Annotated in this window: 14 protein-coding genes and 1 riboswitch; of the genes, 6 read left to right on the top strand and 8 right to left on the bottom strand. The window is 68.2% G+C overall.

The genetic code is table 11. The features are described from left to right. Window positions 1-400: 400 nt before the first annotated feature. The gene (locus NQ036_RS12960; RefSeq protein ID WP_257059509.1) at window positions 401-748 is read right to left on the bottom strand and encodes a hypothetical protein; all 348 of its coding nucleotides are present in this window, start codon (window positions 746-748) and stop codon (window positions 401-403) included. 119 nt (window positions 749-867) lie between these two features. Between NQ036_RS12960 and NQ036_RS12955 the strand changes: the two genes are divergently transcribed. Beyond that, window positions 868-1,383 (top strand): hypothetical protein, encoded by a 516-nt coding sequence (locus NQ036_RS12955; protein ID WP_257049403.1) that lies wholly within the window; start codon window positions 868-870, stop codon window positions 1,381-1,383. A gap of 89 nt (window positions 1,384-1,472) precedes the next feature. Further along, entirely contained in the window at window positions 1,473-3,143 is a 1,671-nt protein-coding gene (locus NQ036_RS12950; protein WP_257049402.1) for a long-chain fatty acid--CoA ligase, read from the top strand. Window positions 3,144-3,245: 102 nt separating this feature from the next. Here the strand turns inward: NQ036_RS12950 and NQ036_RS12945 are convergent, their stop codons facing one another. The 5 genes from NQ036_RS12945 to ribD all read right to left on the bottom strand — a co-directional run bounded on the left by NQ036_RS12945 (window position 3,246) and on the right by ribD (window position 9,255). Next, the gene (locus tag NQ036_RS12945; protein ID WP_257049400.1) at window positions 3,246-4,631 is read right to left on the bottom strand and encodes an MFS transporter; all 1,386 of its coding nucleotides are present in this window, start codon (window positions 4,629-4,631) and stop codon (window positions 3,246-3,248) included. 595 nt (window positions 4,632-5,226) lie between these two features. Then, on the bottom strand, window positions 5,227-5,709 hold the full coding sequence (gene ribH, locus NQ036_RS12940) for a 6,7-dimethyl-8-ribityllumazine synthase (RefSeq protein WP_257049399.1): 483 nt from the start codon (window positions 5,707-5,709) through the stop codon (window positions 5,227-5,229). Then, window positions 5,709-7,316, bottom strand: a complete 1,608-nt coding sequence (ribB, locus tag NQ036_RS12935) for a 3,4-dihydroxy-2-butanone-4-phosphate synthase (RefSeq protein ID WP_306440080.1) — start codon at window positions 7,314-7,316, stop codon at window positions 5,709-5,711. The genes ribH and ribB overlap by 1 nt, the downstream gene beginning before the upstream one ends. After that, window positions 7,313-8,059 (bottom strand): riboflavin synthase, encoded by a 747-nt coding sequence (locus NQ036_RS12930; protein ID WP_257049397.1) that lies wholly within the window; start codon window positions 8,057-8,059, stop codon window positions 7,313-7,315. Before NQ036_RS12930 ends, ribB begins: the two co-directional genes overlap by 4 nt. Further along, on the bottom strand, window positions 8,059-9,255 hold the full coding sequence (gene ribD / locus NQ036_RS12925; protein ID WP_257049396.1) for a bifunctional diaminohydroxyphosphoribosylaminopyrimidine deaminase/5-amino-6-(5-phosphoribosylamino)uracil reductase RibD: 1,197 nt from the start codon (window positions 9,253-9,255) through the stop codon (window positions 8,059-8,061). Before ribD ends, NQ036_RS12930 begins: the two co-directional genes overlap by 1 nt. Before the next feature lie 192 nt (window positions 9,256-9,447). After that, a riboswitch (FMN riboswitch) is annotated at window positions 9,448-9,590 on the bottom strand. A gap of 65 nt (window positions 9,591-9,655) precedes the next feature. On the opposite strand from ribD, the gene NQ036_RS12920 reads away from it, so the two are divergent. Genes NQ036_RS12920 through NQ036_RS12905 form a run of 4 tightly spaced genes read left to right on the top strand, consistent with a single transcriptional unit; the run spans window position 9,656 to window position 12,406 of the window. Beyond that, a complete protein-coding gene (locus NQ036_RS12920; protein ID WP_257049395.1) occupies window positions 9,656-10,063 on the top strand; it encodes a hypothetical protein in 408 nt (135 codons plus the stop codon). 32 nt (window positions 10,064-10,095) lie between these two features. Continuing rightward, a complete protein-coding gene (locus tag NQ036_RS12915; protein ID WP_257059508.1) occupies window positions 10,096-10,590 on the top strand; it encodes a nucleoside deaminase in 495 nt (164 codons plus the stop codon). Continuing rightward, on the top strand, window positions 10,587-11,921 hold the full coding sequence (gene codB, locus NQ036_RS12910) for a cytosine permease (RefSeq protein WP_257059506.1): 1,335 nt from the start codon (window positions 10,587-10,589) through the stop codon (window positions 11,919-11,921). The genes NQ036_RS12915 and codB overlap by 4 nt, the downstream gene beginning before the upstream one ends. A 38-nt stretch (window positions 11,922-11,959) precedes the next feature. Beyond that, window positions 11,960-12,406: a MarR family transcriptional regulator gene (locus NQ036_RS12905; RefSeq protein ID WP_257049390.1), complete on the top strand. Its 447-nt coding sequence runs from the start codon at window positions 11,960-11,962 to the stop codon at window positions 12,404-12,406. A 21-nt stretch (window positions 12,407-12,427) separates the two neighbouring features. On the opposite strand, the gene NQ036_RS12900 is transcribed toward NQ036_RS12905, so the two are convergent. Both NQ036_RS12900 and mgtE read right to left on the bottom strand, forming a co-directional pair. Continuing rightward, window positions 12,428-12,895 carry a DUF2218 domain-containing protein gene (locus tag NQ036_RS12900; RefSeq protein ID WP_257049388.1) on the bottom strand — a complete coding sequence of 156 codons (468 nt, stop codon included), beginning with the start codon at window positions 12,893-12,895 and terminating at the stop codon, window positions 12,428-12,430. 43 nt (window positions 12,896-12,938) lie between these two features. Beyond that, entirely contained in the window at window positions 12,939-14,282 is a 1,344-nt protein-coding gene (mgtE, locus tag NQ036_RS12895; protein WP_257059505.1) for a magnesium transporter, read from the bottom strand. Window positions 14,283-14,468: the final 186 nt, after the last annotated feature.

Here is a 14,468-nt window from a genome sequence, read left to right as displayed (position 1 = left end):
ACACCGGGGACGCTTCAAGTCACGTCCGGTGACTCCGAAGCCGCCCCACGTCGTGGGTATCAACCTGCCGGAGCACGAAGCAGTCAGAAACTAGCCCGAGTGACTCCACACAGCTTGACACAGAGCGGTGTTGCAGGTTTGCGCATGTGATGTCGTGAGGCTGGCGTGATCCTATCGAAGTGCCAGTTGTCGCGATCGTAAAGAGAACAAGCAATCTTGTTAAAATAGGGGGCACCGGGTATGGTCGGTTCACTCCAGTCGTCGATGGGGATGTACGTGGAGGCGTGTCCGTCCAGTACGTCCGGTGGGAGGAACAATGACTCGCTCAGATCATAAGCTGCGACTTCAAACGAGCACTTGGGCCGTGCTCGGGGTGTTCCTGATTCTGTGGGCGGCGATTTCAGTACCCGCGTTCGTACAGGAGTCCGCCCCCGCCGCAATCGTCATCAGTCTTGCGGCACTGATTCCCCTGGGCCTCAGTGGCATCATCATCGTAAGACGGGACCGGCGGCGAGTCCGGTGAGCCCGATTCGCCTACAAGGGGAGTGGAGGACGTGATGACCGATTCGCTGACAGCGTCGCCGGGACCGGCGCAGCCCGATTCGCAGAGGCCGGCGTCGGCCGGTTGGAAGCCCCTGTTGTGGGTGATGTCGTGCTTGGCCTGTGTGTCCACTGCCATCGCGGTTGCCATGTGGATTTGGGCTCGCAATGCCGAGGAAGGCTGGATCACGATCGGAGCGATGGCCATCATCGCCATCTTCGTCGCGGCCTGCTTCATCGTCCTCGCGCTGGTCTATTGGATCGTCTACCTCATCCTGCGCCTGCGCGAACGGAGATGGAACATATAACGGACCATATGATGAGGCCATGACACAGAACGCGATGCCCGCTTCGGCGGGCGACGGCATCCGTTCGCCATCGCACGGGGACTCCCGCACGATGGAGCACGGCACCTCCCATGCAATGGCGGGCCGGCCGTACGCCTCGGCGCTGATCGGGTGGACCGCGGCGGCGATCACCTCGGGCATGGTGCTCAGCCTGCTCATCAACCGCCCCTGGGATCGGGACTACGGATCGCTGGACGTGGCGGGGTTCTACTTTCTCATAGTCGGTTTCATTGCGGTCCCGTGCCTGCTGCTGGACCTGAGCGTGACCTTCCTGTTCAAACACCCGGGCTGGAGCGCGGCAATCCTCTGGTCGCTGCTGGGCTGCTACTTCGCGCTGGTGTCCCTGTGCCTGTTCGTGCCGTGGCTGGAGGAGTACACGTTCGGGATCTGGTTCATGTTCGCCTACGCCGTCCTGGTCGTCCCCATCGGCATATTCGTGAAGTTCCTGGCCCGGCGACGGTTCGCACGCACAGCACCCGCCATCCACCACCTGTAGTGATCCGGGTAACATCCCTGCGATAGCATGAACACGACGGCGGATGTCCGAGTCCGCCCGCACGCATTTCCATGATTCGAAGGAGCATCGTGGCATCCAGCACGGCAACATCCAGCACTCCAGCACACACCCCCGCAACGACCGGCCCGACTCCCGACCCCGCGTCCCAGCACCGGAACGTCGCCGACATCGTCTTCGCCAATGCGCAGGCCGACCCGCAGCGCATCGCGGTCCGCGGCCCCCTGCCCGCGGAACCGGGTGACCCCAGATTGGAGATCACCCGAGCCCAGTTGGCCGGCCTGGTCACGGCGCGCGCTCAAGAACTCACCGCGGCCTACAGTGTGGGCGAGCGAATCGTGCTGATCTGCCCGACCACCGCGGAATTCGTCGTCGAGTTCTTCGCAGCCCAGGCCGCGGGCCTCATCGTCGTTCCCGTCAACCCCCTGTCGACCGCGCGCGAACTCCGGCATTTCCTCAGCGACTCCGGCGCCTCGGCCGTCATCGCCCACCCCGTCTGCAACTCCGCGGCCCAGAAGGCCGTAGCCGAACTTTCGGAGGGGGCCGGCACCGGGGCCGCCCCGGCCGGCGGTGCAACGGACGCCGAGGCCGCAGCGGGCTCCGCGCCGGCCCTCGCCTACGCCGATATCGCGCTGATCGACGCAGCCCGGCTGGGCGCTGCCACGGAAGCGGGCTGGGAGTCCTACCAACCCGTGCCGCGCACGGGCGAGGACGTCGCGGTCCTGCTCTACACCTCGGGCACCACGGGCAACCCGAAGGGTGCCATTCTGACCGTGGACAACCTGGTGGCCACCGGCAGGATGTGCTGTGAGGCCTGTGGCGGCACCCCCGATGACGTCTTCGCCACCGCGCTGCCGCTGTTCCACGTGTTCGGTCTGGTCAGCGTGCTGCTGTCGGCTATGAACTGCGGCGCGCCCATCACCCTGCTGCCGCGCTTCAACCCGATCGAATACCTGCAGGTGATCCAGACGGACAGGGTCACCGTCACCGGCGGCGTGCCCACCATGTGGAACGCGGTCGTGCACGCACCGGGCGACTACGACGTCAGCAGCCTGCGCATCGCGATCTCCGGCGGGGCGTCTATCGCCGCCGAGGTGATGCGCCAGTTCGAGCAGCGCTTCGGCGCGACCATCACGGAGGGCTACGGGCTCACGGAGACGACGGCCAACGCCTCGGTCAATCCGCGCGACGGCAGGATCGTCGTGGGCTCCGTGGGCCTGCCCACCAACGGCCAGCCCGAACTGTGTGTCAAGGACGACGAGGGCAATCGGGTCGCCCCTGGCGAGGTCGGCGAGGTCTGCGTCAAGGGCGTCAACGTCATGGCCGGATACTGGAACAACCCCGAGGCCACCGCCAAGGTCTTCGACGACGAGGGCTTCTTCCACACCGGCGACCTGGGCCGGATGGACGAAGACGGCTACCTCTACATCGTCGACCGGCTCAAGGACCTCATCATCCACGGCGGCTACAACGTCTACCCGCGCGAGGTCGAAGAGGTCCTCTACGAGCACCCCGGCATCCTGGAGGTCGCCGTCATCGGCATCCCCGATGAGAAGTACGGCCAGACGGTCACCGCGGTCATCACGCCGATGCCCGGCGTCACCCTGACCGAGGACGAGATCGAGGCCTATACGCGCGAGAACCTGGCCGCCTACAAGATCCCGCGGCGCATCGTGTTCGTCGAGTCCCTGCCCAAGGGCGCCACGGGCAAGATCCTCAAGCGCAGCATCGAAGTCGACTGAACGCCGGTCGGCTGAGGCGCCGGCTGAATGGCGATGGGGCCGAGGTCCCGGCCGGGTCTGTGAACCCGGCCGGGACCTCGGCCCCATTCCTTTTGCCCTTGCTCAGGCGTTCGAGTGCAGGTGTTCACCCGGCACTGCGGTGGGGTTCTCGCGGACGTGCTTGGGGTTCGTCTCGCGCAGGGGCAGGGTGCACAGGATCGTGCACAGCGCGGTCAGGCAGACGAACAGTGTGATGCCCAGGGTCGACCCGTTCATCTTCGCGATGATCCAGGTCATCACCACCGGGGTCGAACCGGAGACCACAATCGCATTGAGCTGATAGGCCAGGGACACGGCGGAGTAGCGGATCTGCGGGGCGAACAGCTCACCGAAGTAGGCCGCGATCGGCGCGTAGATGAGTGACTGGAAGCAGCTGGCGATGGTCACGGCGACGGTGAACAGCCAGATGTTGGCGGTGTTGACCAGGGCGAAGTATGGGAATGCGAAGGCCAGCACGCCGATTCCGCCGATCAGGATGACCGGTTTGCGGCCGTGGGAGTCGGCCAGCTTGCCGCCGATGACCATGAAGATCGCTCCGGCCACACAGGAGGCCATGGCGCCCAACAACATCTGGTTGTAGTCCATGTTCAGATATTTGGTGCCGTAGGACAGGACGCCGGCGATCGAGATGTAGAAGATGCAGTTGGTGCCGGACAGGGTGCCGGCCGCCAACAGGATGGTCTTCCAGTTCGACTTGACGGCCTGCCACAGCGGGGTCTTGACGACTGCGGGCTTGTCCGCTTGGCCGGCTGCGACCTCTTCTTCCAGCTGCTTGAACTCGGGGGAGTCCTCGACCTTGAGCTGGATGTACATGACGATCGGGACCAGCAGGGCGGTGGCCCAGAAGGGGATGCGCCAGCCCCAGGTGGTGAAGGCGTCTTGACTCAGCGCCACCGACACGCCCACGAACACCAGGTTGCCCAGCAGCGCGCCGCAGGGCACGCCCAGCTGGGTGAAGGAGCCGGAGAACGCGCGGTGCTTGGGGCCGGCGGACTCGCTGAGCAACAGGGCCATACCGCCCCACTGCGCTCCGCAGGCCGCACCCTGGACGAACCGGCAGACTACCAGCAGGACTGGGGCGGCCGCGCCGATGGTGCCCGCCGATGGCAGGCAGCCGATGATGAAGGTGAAGACCGCCATACCGGTCAGGGCGATGACGACCATGGGCTTGCGCCCCAGCTTGTCGCCATAGTTGCCGGCCAGCAGGCCTCCGATGGGCCGGGCGATGAAACCGGCCCAGAAGGTGGAGAACGCGAGCATCGTGCCGACCAGGGCATTGGTCTCCGGGAAGAACACGTGGGGGAACACGATCGCGGCGGCTGTGCCGTAGAGGAAGAAGTCGTACCATTCGATCGACGAGCCGATCAGCCCGGCGGCCAGCAGGCCCTTGTGCTTGGAGGCGGGCGGGGCCGCGGCAGATGTTCGGTGCTGCACTGCGCTTGTAGTCATGATGCCTTTCGTCGTTGAAAGTAGCGGACTCAGAGCCACTGTGTTCGGAGCCGATGCGCCCTGAACTACTGTGGTCTGAGTCTCAATGTGCAATTTATATACTTTCGTTTCGCCCGGGCCGCGGTCAAATACCTCGCCGGGCGGTTCGTGGGTGGGGTGGCGGAGGGTCGTCGGTCGGCCGGTGGCGGACAGGGATCGGACTGATTCAGCTTTCTGCCATTCCATTGCCATGAAGCGTTCACGGCCATCCCAGGGCCGGTCCAGGGTGGCTCCGTATGGTTATCACCAGTGAGGCCGGTTCTTCGGTGGCGAGCTGCGGGGCTCGTCTTTTGGGGAGTGGTACCGAACTTTATGGACCGGCCTCACTTCTCTTCTTGGTTGGAGAGTCTTTATGGGGGAAACGGGCCCGGATCGAAAGATCCGGGCCCGTTTCGCATGTCCGGGTGCCGCGCCTTGCCGAGTGGCTCTCGCCAGTTGGGCGCCCGTTGGGCCAGGTGCCTGCGCCTTGTCGAGTGGCTCCACAATGGCACCGGTGGCAGCAAAGATCGTGAGTTTTGCTGCCACCCATGCATGTGTGGAGCCACTGCCGGGGTTGTTAGGCGCGCAGGATGAGGGCCGTGGCCAGGGCCGCCTCGGTCGCCTCGAAGCCCTTGTCTTCGGTCGACCCGGGCAGGCCGGCGCGTGCCAGGGCCTGTGCATCGTCATCGCAGGTCAGCAGCCCGAAGCCCACGGGGGTCCCGGTGTCCAGCGCCACCCGGTTCAGGCCGTCGGTGGCCGCCGCGCACACATAGTCGAAGTGCGGGGTGCCACCGCGGATCACCACGCCCAGAGCCACCACCGCGTCCGAGGTCCGCGCGTACTTCTGCGCCACCACCGGCAGTTCGAAACTGCCAGGCACGCGGACGACCCGAGGTTCGATCCCGGCCACCGCGGCCGCGCGCAGGGCGCCCGCGATCAACCCGTCCATCACCTCGGTGTGCCAGCTGGCGGCCACGATCGTCAGCGTCAGCTCCTTGAGCTGCGGGTGCTCGGCTGCGAGTTCGTCCAGATGTGCGGTGGGTGCTCCGTGCTGGGCCATCAGGAGGCCTTCCTTTCGATGAGTGCGGATGCGGCCGCGGTGGGCGCGCTGTGCTCTGCGGCGAGGTCCGGGTGCGCAGGCTGGGCGTGCCGGGCGTCGGGTGCGCCGGCGACTCCGGCACTGCCGACTCCGGCCCCGGCGACTCCGGTTCCGCCGATCAGGTGGTGCATGCGGTCGCGCTTGGTGCGCAGATAGGCGGCGTTCTCCGCCCGCGCCGGAATGTCCACGGACACCCGCTCGGCGACCTCGATCCCGTGTTCGGCCAGGGCCGAGACCTTCGCCGGATTGTTCGTCAGCAGGCGCACCCGCCGGATCCCCATGCCGGTCAGGATCGCCGCGGCCGCCGCGTAGTCCCTGGCGTCCACCGGCAGTCCCAGGTGCGTGTTCGCGTCCACGGTGTCCAGCCCGCCGTCCTGCAGCGCGTAGGCGCGCAGTTTGTTGAACAGGCCGATCCCGCGGCCCTCCTGCCCGCGCAGGTAGATCAGCGTGCCCCCGGCCGAGGCGATCGCGCGCAGCCCCGCGGCCAACTGCTCGCCACAGTCGCACCGGTGCGAGGCGAACACATCGCCGGTCAGGCACTCCGAGTGCACCCGCACCAACGGCGCGGATTGGCCGGCATGGCCGGCCACCGGCGCATCGGATTCCGTGGCCGAGGCCCCGGCTCCGGCCACCTCCGCTCCTGCCACGTCTGCTCCGGCAGAGTCAGCCGTGGCGCCGGCTTCGGCCACGTCTGCTCCGGCAGCCGAGGCACCAGCAGCGCTCCCCGCTGCGCTCAGGCTCAGGTGCTCGACCCCGTCGACGGTCCACGCGCGTGCGGTGAAGGTGCCGAACTCGGTCGGCAGGACGACGGGATCGGTCGAGGTGGCTGCGCCGGCTGTGATCCCGTCCCCGGCTGCGGCCTCCGTGGCTCCCGCCATATCGCGGGCGTCCAGGTAGGCGATGAGCTCCTCGATCGATACGAGCATCAGCCCGTGCAGGCGTGCGAAGGGCCGCAGGTCGTCCAGCCGCATCATCGGGCCCTCGTCGTGGACCACCTCGGCGATGACGGCCACGGGCTCGAAACCGGCCAGGCGCGCGAACTCGACCCCGGCCTCGGTGTGGCCGGCGCGTTCGCGGACCCCACCGTCCTTGGCGATGAGCGGGAAGACGTGCCCGGGCCGGTGCAGTTGTGTGGGCAGTGCGGCAGGGTCGGCCAGCACCTGGGCGGTCAGTGCGCGGTCCGCCGCCGAGATCCCCGTGCTGGTGCCGGCCGAGGCGTCGCAGCTGACGGTGTACGCAGTGCCCTTGGGGTCCTGGTTGTTCGCGACCATGGGCGGCAGCTCCATGGCCCGGGCGCGCTCGGCGGTCATCGGCGCGCACACCACGCCCGAGGAGTGGCGGATGATGAAGCCCATCCACTTGGCCGTCACGGTCGCTGCGGGCATGATGAGGTCGCCCTCGTTCTCCCGGTCCTCATCGTCGACGACGATGATCGGCCGGCCCGCGCGCAGGGCGGCGATGGCCTGGTCGATGGTGTTCAGAGCGGTGGGCGTGTCCGGCGTTTCGGGCGCCGAGGTCCCTGCCGGCTGGGTGGCCGGAGCCTGTGGGGTGGTGGATGTGGTGGTCATGCGGTGGCTCCTTCTGTGCTTGCGTTCTGTGCTGTCGGTACGGTTGCGAATGCGGTGAGGCGGGCGGCGTACTTGGCGATGACGTCGACCTCGAGGTTGACGCGGCGCCCCGGTGCGGCCTCGCCCAGGATCGTGTGTTCTCGGGTGGCCGGGATCAGGCTGACCTCGACCCAGTGCGCGGCACCGTCCTCCGGCGCCGAGGTCCCGGGCGCCGGGCTGACCCCGCTGATCGTCAGGGACACCCCGTCGATGGCGATCGAGCCCTTGAGCGCGGTGAACGGCGCCAGGTCGCTCGGCACGGTGAAGCGGTAGACGGCCCAGGATCCGTGGTCGGCGATCGAGGCCAGCACGCCGGTGCCGTCCACATGGCCCTGCACGATGTGCCCGTCGAAGCGCCCGGAGGGGCTCAGACACCGCTCCAGATTGACCCGGCTGCCCGGAGCCAGGTCCCCCAACGAGGTCAACCGCAGGGTCTCGCCCATGACATCGGCGGTGAAGACTCCGTCCGCCCCCCGCCGAGTCGTCATGAATGTGCGTTCGGCGGAGGTTTCGTCGCACTTTTGTGACGACTCGGCGCGGGGTGCGGGGACCGCGGTGAGGCAGACGCCGTTGACCGCCAGCGAGCCCCCGCGCGGCAGGTCCTCGATCAGCCGGCCCGCGTCGATCGTGATGCGGGCACTGCCGTCGGGCAGGGACTCCAGGGCGGTGACGGTGCCGAGGGCCTCGATGATTCCGGTGAACACTATGCGTCTCCTTGAGAGTTGTCGGTGGAAGTCTGTGGTGCCGAGTCGGCGGGTGGCTGCCCGGAGCTGGGACCGGGGCCCGCCGAGCCCGGCCCGTCTGCCTCTACGGGCACCAGGCGGGTCAGCATGTCGGGCCCCAAGCGGACTGGGGCAGAGGCCGGTGCCGAGGCCGGGTCCGGGGTGAAGGCCAGGGCATCGCGCAGGGTTCCGATGCCGGGCAGGCGAACACTGGGCGTGCCCGCGCCCAGGAGCAGGGGAGCGGTATAGACCAGCAGCTCGTCGACCAGTCCCGCCTGCAGGAACGAGCCGACCAGGCCTGGCCCGCCCTCAACCAGCACATGGTCGCAGCCGTCTGCCTTGAGATCCCGCAGGACCCGGAGCAAGAATTCCGGCTCGGCTGCACCTTCGCCGGCACCGCCCGCGGCCTCGGACCGCAACCCCGAGCCCGCTGGCCGGTACTGCCGCAGGCCCGGATTTGCGCGCAGCTGTGCATCTGCGGGCACGTCCCGGGAGCCGATGACCACCGGTACCGGCTGGCGCTCGGCCGGCTCGCCCGTCGGCAGGCGCGCGCTCAACCGTGGGTCGTCGGCCAGCACCGTGCCGGTGCCCACCAGGATCGCATCGACCCGGCCGCGCACCCCGTGGGCGTGCTCGCGGGCCTGCGCCGAGGTGATCCACTGGCTCGTGCCATCGGCCGCCGCCGAGAACCCGTCCAGGGACTGCGCGATCTTGGCGGTGACGAAGGGTCGCGCGCCCCGAGCGGCGGCGAACCACCGCGCGTTCAGCGCGCCGGCGGCGGCGCCGCGCAGACCGGAGCGAACCTCGACGCCGGCGTCGAGCAGGGTTTCGGCGCCGCCGCCGTGACCGGGTACCGGGTCGGCCTGGGCGAAGATCACCCGGGGGATGCCGGCGGCGATGATGGCCCGGGCGCAGGGGCCGGTGCGGCCGGTGTGATTGCAGGGCTCCAGCGTCACCAGCAGCGTCGCCGTGCCCAGGTCGATGCCCGCCGCCCGGGCGCGCGCCAGTGCGTCGATCTCCGCATGCGGGGTGCCGGCTCCCCGGTGGTAGCCGGTCACGCAGTCACCGTCGGCGCCCAGGACCGAGGCCCCCACCAGCGGGTTCGCCCCGCGGACTCCGAGTGCTGCTGCCGCCAGGGCGGCGTCCATCGCCGCGGCCTCGGCGGCTGTGAAGCCCATGGCCCCGGGGGACGAAAAAACCGTCCGGTTCACTCTCAACCTCACCTTCTACCCGAGGTGAGGGAGGTGCGCCGAACGGTGCGAGTGCTGTGACGGTATGCGCCGCCACCCGGGCCATCCACATGCGGCGGTACCGGACTTCGAGGAGGACTCGAGGAACCAGGGCGTCGCGAATGCGAACAGGCACGGTGCCTGTTGTTCCTCCCATCCAGACTTTCACTGTCGGTCTCGGAATCCCACCGAGTCAACCGGACGCGCGGGCCCCGTTCGGGACACGGCGTTCGGGTCGCGGACTATACCGCCGGTACGGAATCTCACCGTCCCCGGAACACGTATTTAAAAGTAAACCCTGGAATCGAGTTCCGCAAGGGCGTCTCGCCGTCGGGTTAAGCTGGCGGGCATGCGCAATGAGAAGCACACATCCGGTCCGGCGCGGGTCTGCGCCACCTTCGGGGTGCTCTGCCTGCTGCTGACCTACCCGATGCTGTTGCTCCAGTCGAGGCAAGCCGAACACTCCGCCGAGAGCTGGAACGGGTGCGATCCGGGCGCGGCGCTCGGTGAAACGTCCTCATCTATGATCGAACTCCGCTTCTTCCCGCCCGTTCTCGTCTGCCGGCAGTCCGGGGGAGGAGACCCCGGCGGCGGACCCGCCGGCGCCCCGGCCTGGGAGACCACGACCGTGCAGTGGATCGGCCCGGCGCACGTGCTGTTCTGGATCGGCGTCGCCCTGCTGCTCACCGGCGTGGTCCTCGGGTGGTTCCACTGGCGCGGGCACGCGGCGCGCTCCGGTGGCAAACCCGTGCTGTAGCCGAACACTCAGCTTCCTCTAAAGTTGTGGGTATGACTGCAACAGCACCCAACGCGCTTGGCGCCGACGATCAGAAGTATCTGGACCTGGCGATCGAACAGGCCGAGATCAGCTGGAACGAGGGCGGCGTGCCGATCGGCGCGGCCCTGGTCCACAAGAGCGGCAAGGTCCTGGCGGTGGGCCACAACCAGCGCGTGCAGATGGACAGCGCGACCCGCCATGGCGAAACCGACTGCCTGGAGAACGCCGGCCGTCTGCCCGCCAATGTCTATCGTGAATCCACCCTCTACACGACCCTGTCCCCGTGTACCATGTGCGCCGGCTCCGCCATCCTCTACGACATCCCGCGCGTGGTCATGGGCGAGAACCGCGCCTTCGAGGCCTCCGAGGACTGGCTGCGTGCCAACGGCGTCGAGGTCATCAACGCCGACGACGCCCGCTGCGTGGCGCTGATGCAGAAAATGCTCGACGAGCGCCCGCAGATCTGGGCCGAGGACATCGGCGTGGAAACCGCAGAACTCGCATGAGCGCGGAGCAGGTTCCCGTCGACCCGGACTACCCCGTCACCCCCGTGCCCCGGCACGCCCGCAAGGGGTTCTTCTCGCTCATGGTCGTGCTGCTGGGCTTCACGATCTTCACCCCCACGATGCTGGCCGGCGCCAGCCTGGGCGAGTCCTTCGACCTGTCCGGCCTGCTCATGGTCATCCTGGTGGGCTCCGTGGTGCTGGGCGCCTATGTCGCGACCCTGGGCTGGATCGGCGCGCGGACCGGCCTGACCACCGTCGTCATGTCCCGCTATACCTTGGGCACCAAGGGGTCGAAACTGGCCTCGGTGCTGCTGGGCGGCACGCAGATCGGCTGGTACGGGGTGGTCGTCGGCACGATCGGCGACCTGACGTCCCAGGCCTTCGGCTGGGAGTCCTACGCCGCGCGCGCCGCGGTCATGGTGGTCGTCAGCGTGCTCATGTGCGCCACCGCCTGCTATGGCTACCACGGCATGTACTGGGTGTCGCTGGTGTCGACCCCGCTCATCCTGATCCTGGCCTTCTGGGTCATGTTCCGCTCACTGGAGGAGGTCGGCGGCTGGTCCGGCCTGGCCGCGATCGACCCGCCGGGGCACATGACCCTGGCCGTGGCCGTGACGACCGTGGTGGGCACCTTCGTGTCCGCCGGCACCCAGGCTCCCAACTGGACGCGCTTCGGCAAGTCAGGGGCACCGGCCGTCTGGGCATGCGTGATCGGCTTCCTGATCGGCAACGGGCTGATGATCTTCTTCGGTGCTATCGGCGCGATCACCTTCGGCGAGGGCGACTTCGTGCTCGTGTTGTTCAATCTGGGCCTGATCGGCTGGGGGCTGTTCCTGCTGTTCGGCAACCTGTGGAAGTCCAACGCAGACGCGGCATACGCCTTCGGGGTGGCCGGCGCCGAACTGTTCTCCAAGCGCTCGAAGACCCCGTTCGTCATCGCCGGCTCCGTTATCGGCACAGTGCTTGCGCTGGTGGGCGTGAACGAGCACCTGCCGGACTACCTGGGCCTGCTGGGCACCTTCATCCCGCCGCTGGGCGGCGTGATCATCGGCGACTACCTGGCACGCTGGCGGCGCACCCAGATGCCCGAGGGCGAATCCCTGCCGGGCGTGAACTGGGTGAACCTGGGCATCTACGTGGTGGCCTGCGTGCTGGCCTATGTGCTGGGCGCCCTGGGGGATCGGCATCCCGCCGGTCATCGGCATCCTGGTCGCGCTGGTGGGCTCGATCGTCTGCGCACCGCTGTCCAAGCGGTCCGCGCAGTCCCAGCAGTCCGTGCACCGGAACTGAGAGTTCACATAGTGGACGTCTGCGGCCTGTCCCGTGGTTGACCGGGACAGGCCGCGGACTGCCCGGGTAGACTGACCCCGTGGAAGACGATCGTTTGCTGACCGACCTGACCATTGTTGCGGGCCGCTTCGTCCGCCGGGTGACACGCGAGGTCAACCCACCCGAAGATGTCGCCGACTGGCGTGGACTGGCCATTGTCGACCAGTACCAACCCGTGACGATCGGTGGCCTGGCCCGCGCCTACGGGTGTTCGCAGCCGGCCGCTACGAAGATCGTGAACCGGCTGGCCGCCAAGGGTGCGGTGCAGCGCGCGGCCTCGGCCTCCGACGGCCGGGTATCGAAGGTGTCGCTGACCGATGAGGGGCGTGAGCGCCTCATCCATCTGCGCGATATGGCGGAGACCGCCCTGGAACCGCACGCCAAGAGCTGGAGCGACGCGGACAAGGAAGCCGTGCGCCGCACCATCGAGCTGCTCACCGATATGGTCGAGGAAGCCGCCGAGCAGGGCGCTCGGCGCCGGGGCTGAGTCGCACCCGGCCCGCGCGCCTCAGCTCTCCTGCTGCTGCGCGGCCTCCTTCTGCGCGGCCTTCTCCTTGGCGCGCTCCTCGAGATCATGCGGGGTCTGCGAAGTCCCCGGTGCGCCATCGGAGCGGATCCAGTGGCACTCCATGTCCTCGCGTGCGCCGAAGCGGATCAGGTGGATCCCCAGTACCCACTCGAACCTGTCGAGGGCGGCCGCGTCGATCGCGGTCATCGTCATGTCCAGGCCGTCGTCGGTAGCGGCCAGGCGGGCGCGGGCGGCCTCGTCGAAGAACGTGATCACCCCGGTCTGCGTGACCTCGTCCCAGGTGGCGGGGACCTTGCGGCCCATATGCGCTGCGAGCTGCTTGCCGTAGCGGCCAGGGCGCTCGGTGGGGACCAGAGCGCGGGATTCCACAGTGTGCGGAATGTGGTGGTTCACGGGCGAAGTCGGGGTCTCAGGGGTCTGGGCGACGGCTGCGTTGTCTTCGGTCATGGAAGCCAGCCTAGCGGTTTTGTTTAGGTGTGGCTAAGAGGTCTCAGCTCAAGCCCAGTACCGCCGTCGCGATGCCGAAGTACAGCAGCAGTCCGGTGGCATCGCAGAAGGTGGAGATGAACGGATTGGAGAACACTGCGGGATCGGCACCCACGGCCTTGGCCACCAGCGGCATCAAGCCGCCCACGGTCGCAGCCATTGTGCAGATGCCCAGCAGGGTCAGGCCGATCACCGCTCCGATCGCAAAACCATAAACCAGGCCGGCGACCAACCAGCCCAGGCAGCCGAGGACCAGGCCCAGGATCGCCCCGACCCGCACCTCGCGCCAGACGACGCGCAGCAGATCCCGGGACCTGACCTCGCCCACGGCCAGGGCGCGGGTGACCGTCGTGGCCGCTTGGTTTCCGGTGTTGCCGCCGGTGCCGGTGAGCAGCGGGACGAACAGCGCCAGGGCCACGACCTGGTGCAGCTTGTCCTCGAACAGGTCCAGCACCTGCACCGTCAGGATGGCCGATACCGCCAGCACGACCAACCACACGATGCGCGAGCGCACCAACCGCAGGATCGGGGTGGACAGGTAGGAGCCGGCCAGGGGCTCGGAGCCGCCGGAGCGCGCGGCGTCCTGTGCGTCCTCGGCGGCGATGATGTCGATCGCGTCGTCGACCGTCAGGATCCCGACGACCCGGTCCTCGCCGTCGACGATCGGCATCGCGATGAGCTTCTCGCGCAGGAACAGTCGGGCCACGGGCTCCCTGTCATCCGTGGCCGAGGCCGCGACCGGTTCCTGCATGAGTTCGCGCAGCGGTGTTTCCGGGTCGGCGGCGAGCAGCCGGCGCAGGCCGAGGACGCCCACCAGCCTCCGGTTGGCCGCGACCACCGGCAGCAGGTAGACGGTCTCGGGCTCGGCGATGCGCTCGCGGACCCGCGCGAGGGCCCGCCCGGCGGTGGAATCCGCGCGCAGCAGGAGGACCTCGGGTGACATATGGCGGCCGATCGAGTCCTTCGGATACCCCAGCACCACCGAGGTGTTCGCGCGTTCCTGCGGGTCCAGGCCGGCCAGCAGCCGGTCTGCCACCTTGGCGGGCAGCTCGTCGAGCAGCCGGGCACGGTCGTCGGGGTCCAGGTTGCCGATCAGCTCGGCGATCTCGTCGGTGCGCAGCCCGCCGATCAGCTCGGCCTGGTCGGCGGCGCTGAGCTGGTCGAACACGTCCAGGGCGGTGTCCTTCTCCAGGACCCGGTAGAGGATTGCGGCGCGGGCGGGTGGCAGTGAGCGCATGACGTAGAGGAGCTCGGCCACGGGCAGCGCCTGGGCGGCCCGGGCCAGGGCGGGCAGATGAGCCCGGGTGGGTGCGCCGGAGCGCAACAGTTCGTGCAATGTGTCCGACATGGGGTCTCCTCTTCTTGCGTACAGATCATTGGGCCGTTTGTTTCAGATTGGGCCGTTCGTCCGGCCCAATCTGAAACAAATGACCCAACGATCTGCGGGCCGCGCAAAGCTCCCAGTCTAGCCCGGATCGATTCGGCGGGTCCCGCTCAGCCCACCCGGCCACCCCGCCTAGCCGGTCACCCTGCC

It is taken from the genome of Brevibacterium sp. 91QC2O2, from assembly GCF_024580695.1.
Lineage (GTDB): Bacteria > Actinomycetota > Actinomycetes > Actinomycetales > Brevibacteriaceae > Brevibacterium > Brevibacterium moorei.
The sequence above is the reverse complement of the archived record's forward strand: the minus strand, read 5'-3'. Positions and strand labels throughout refer to the sequence as shown.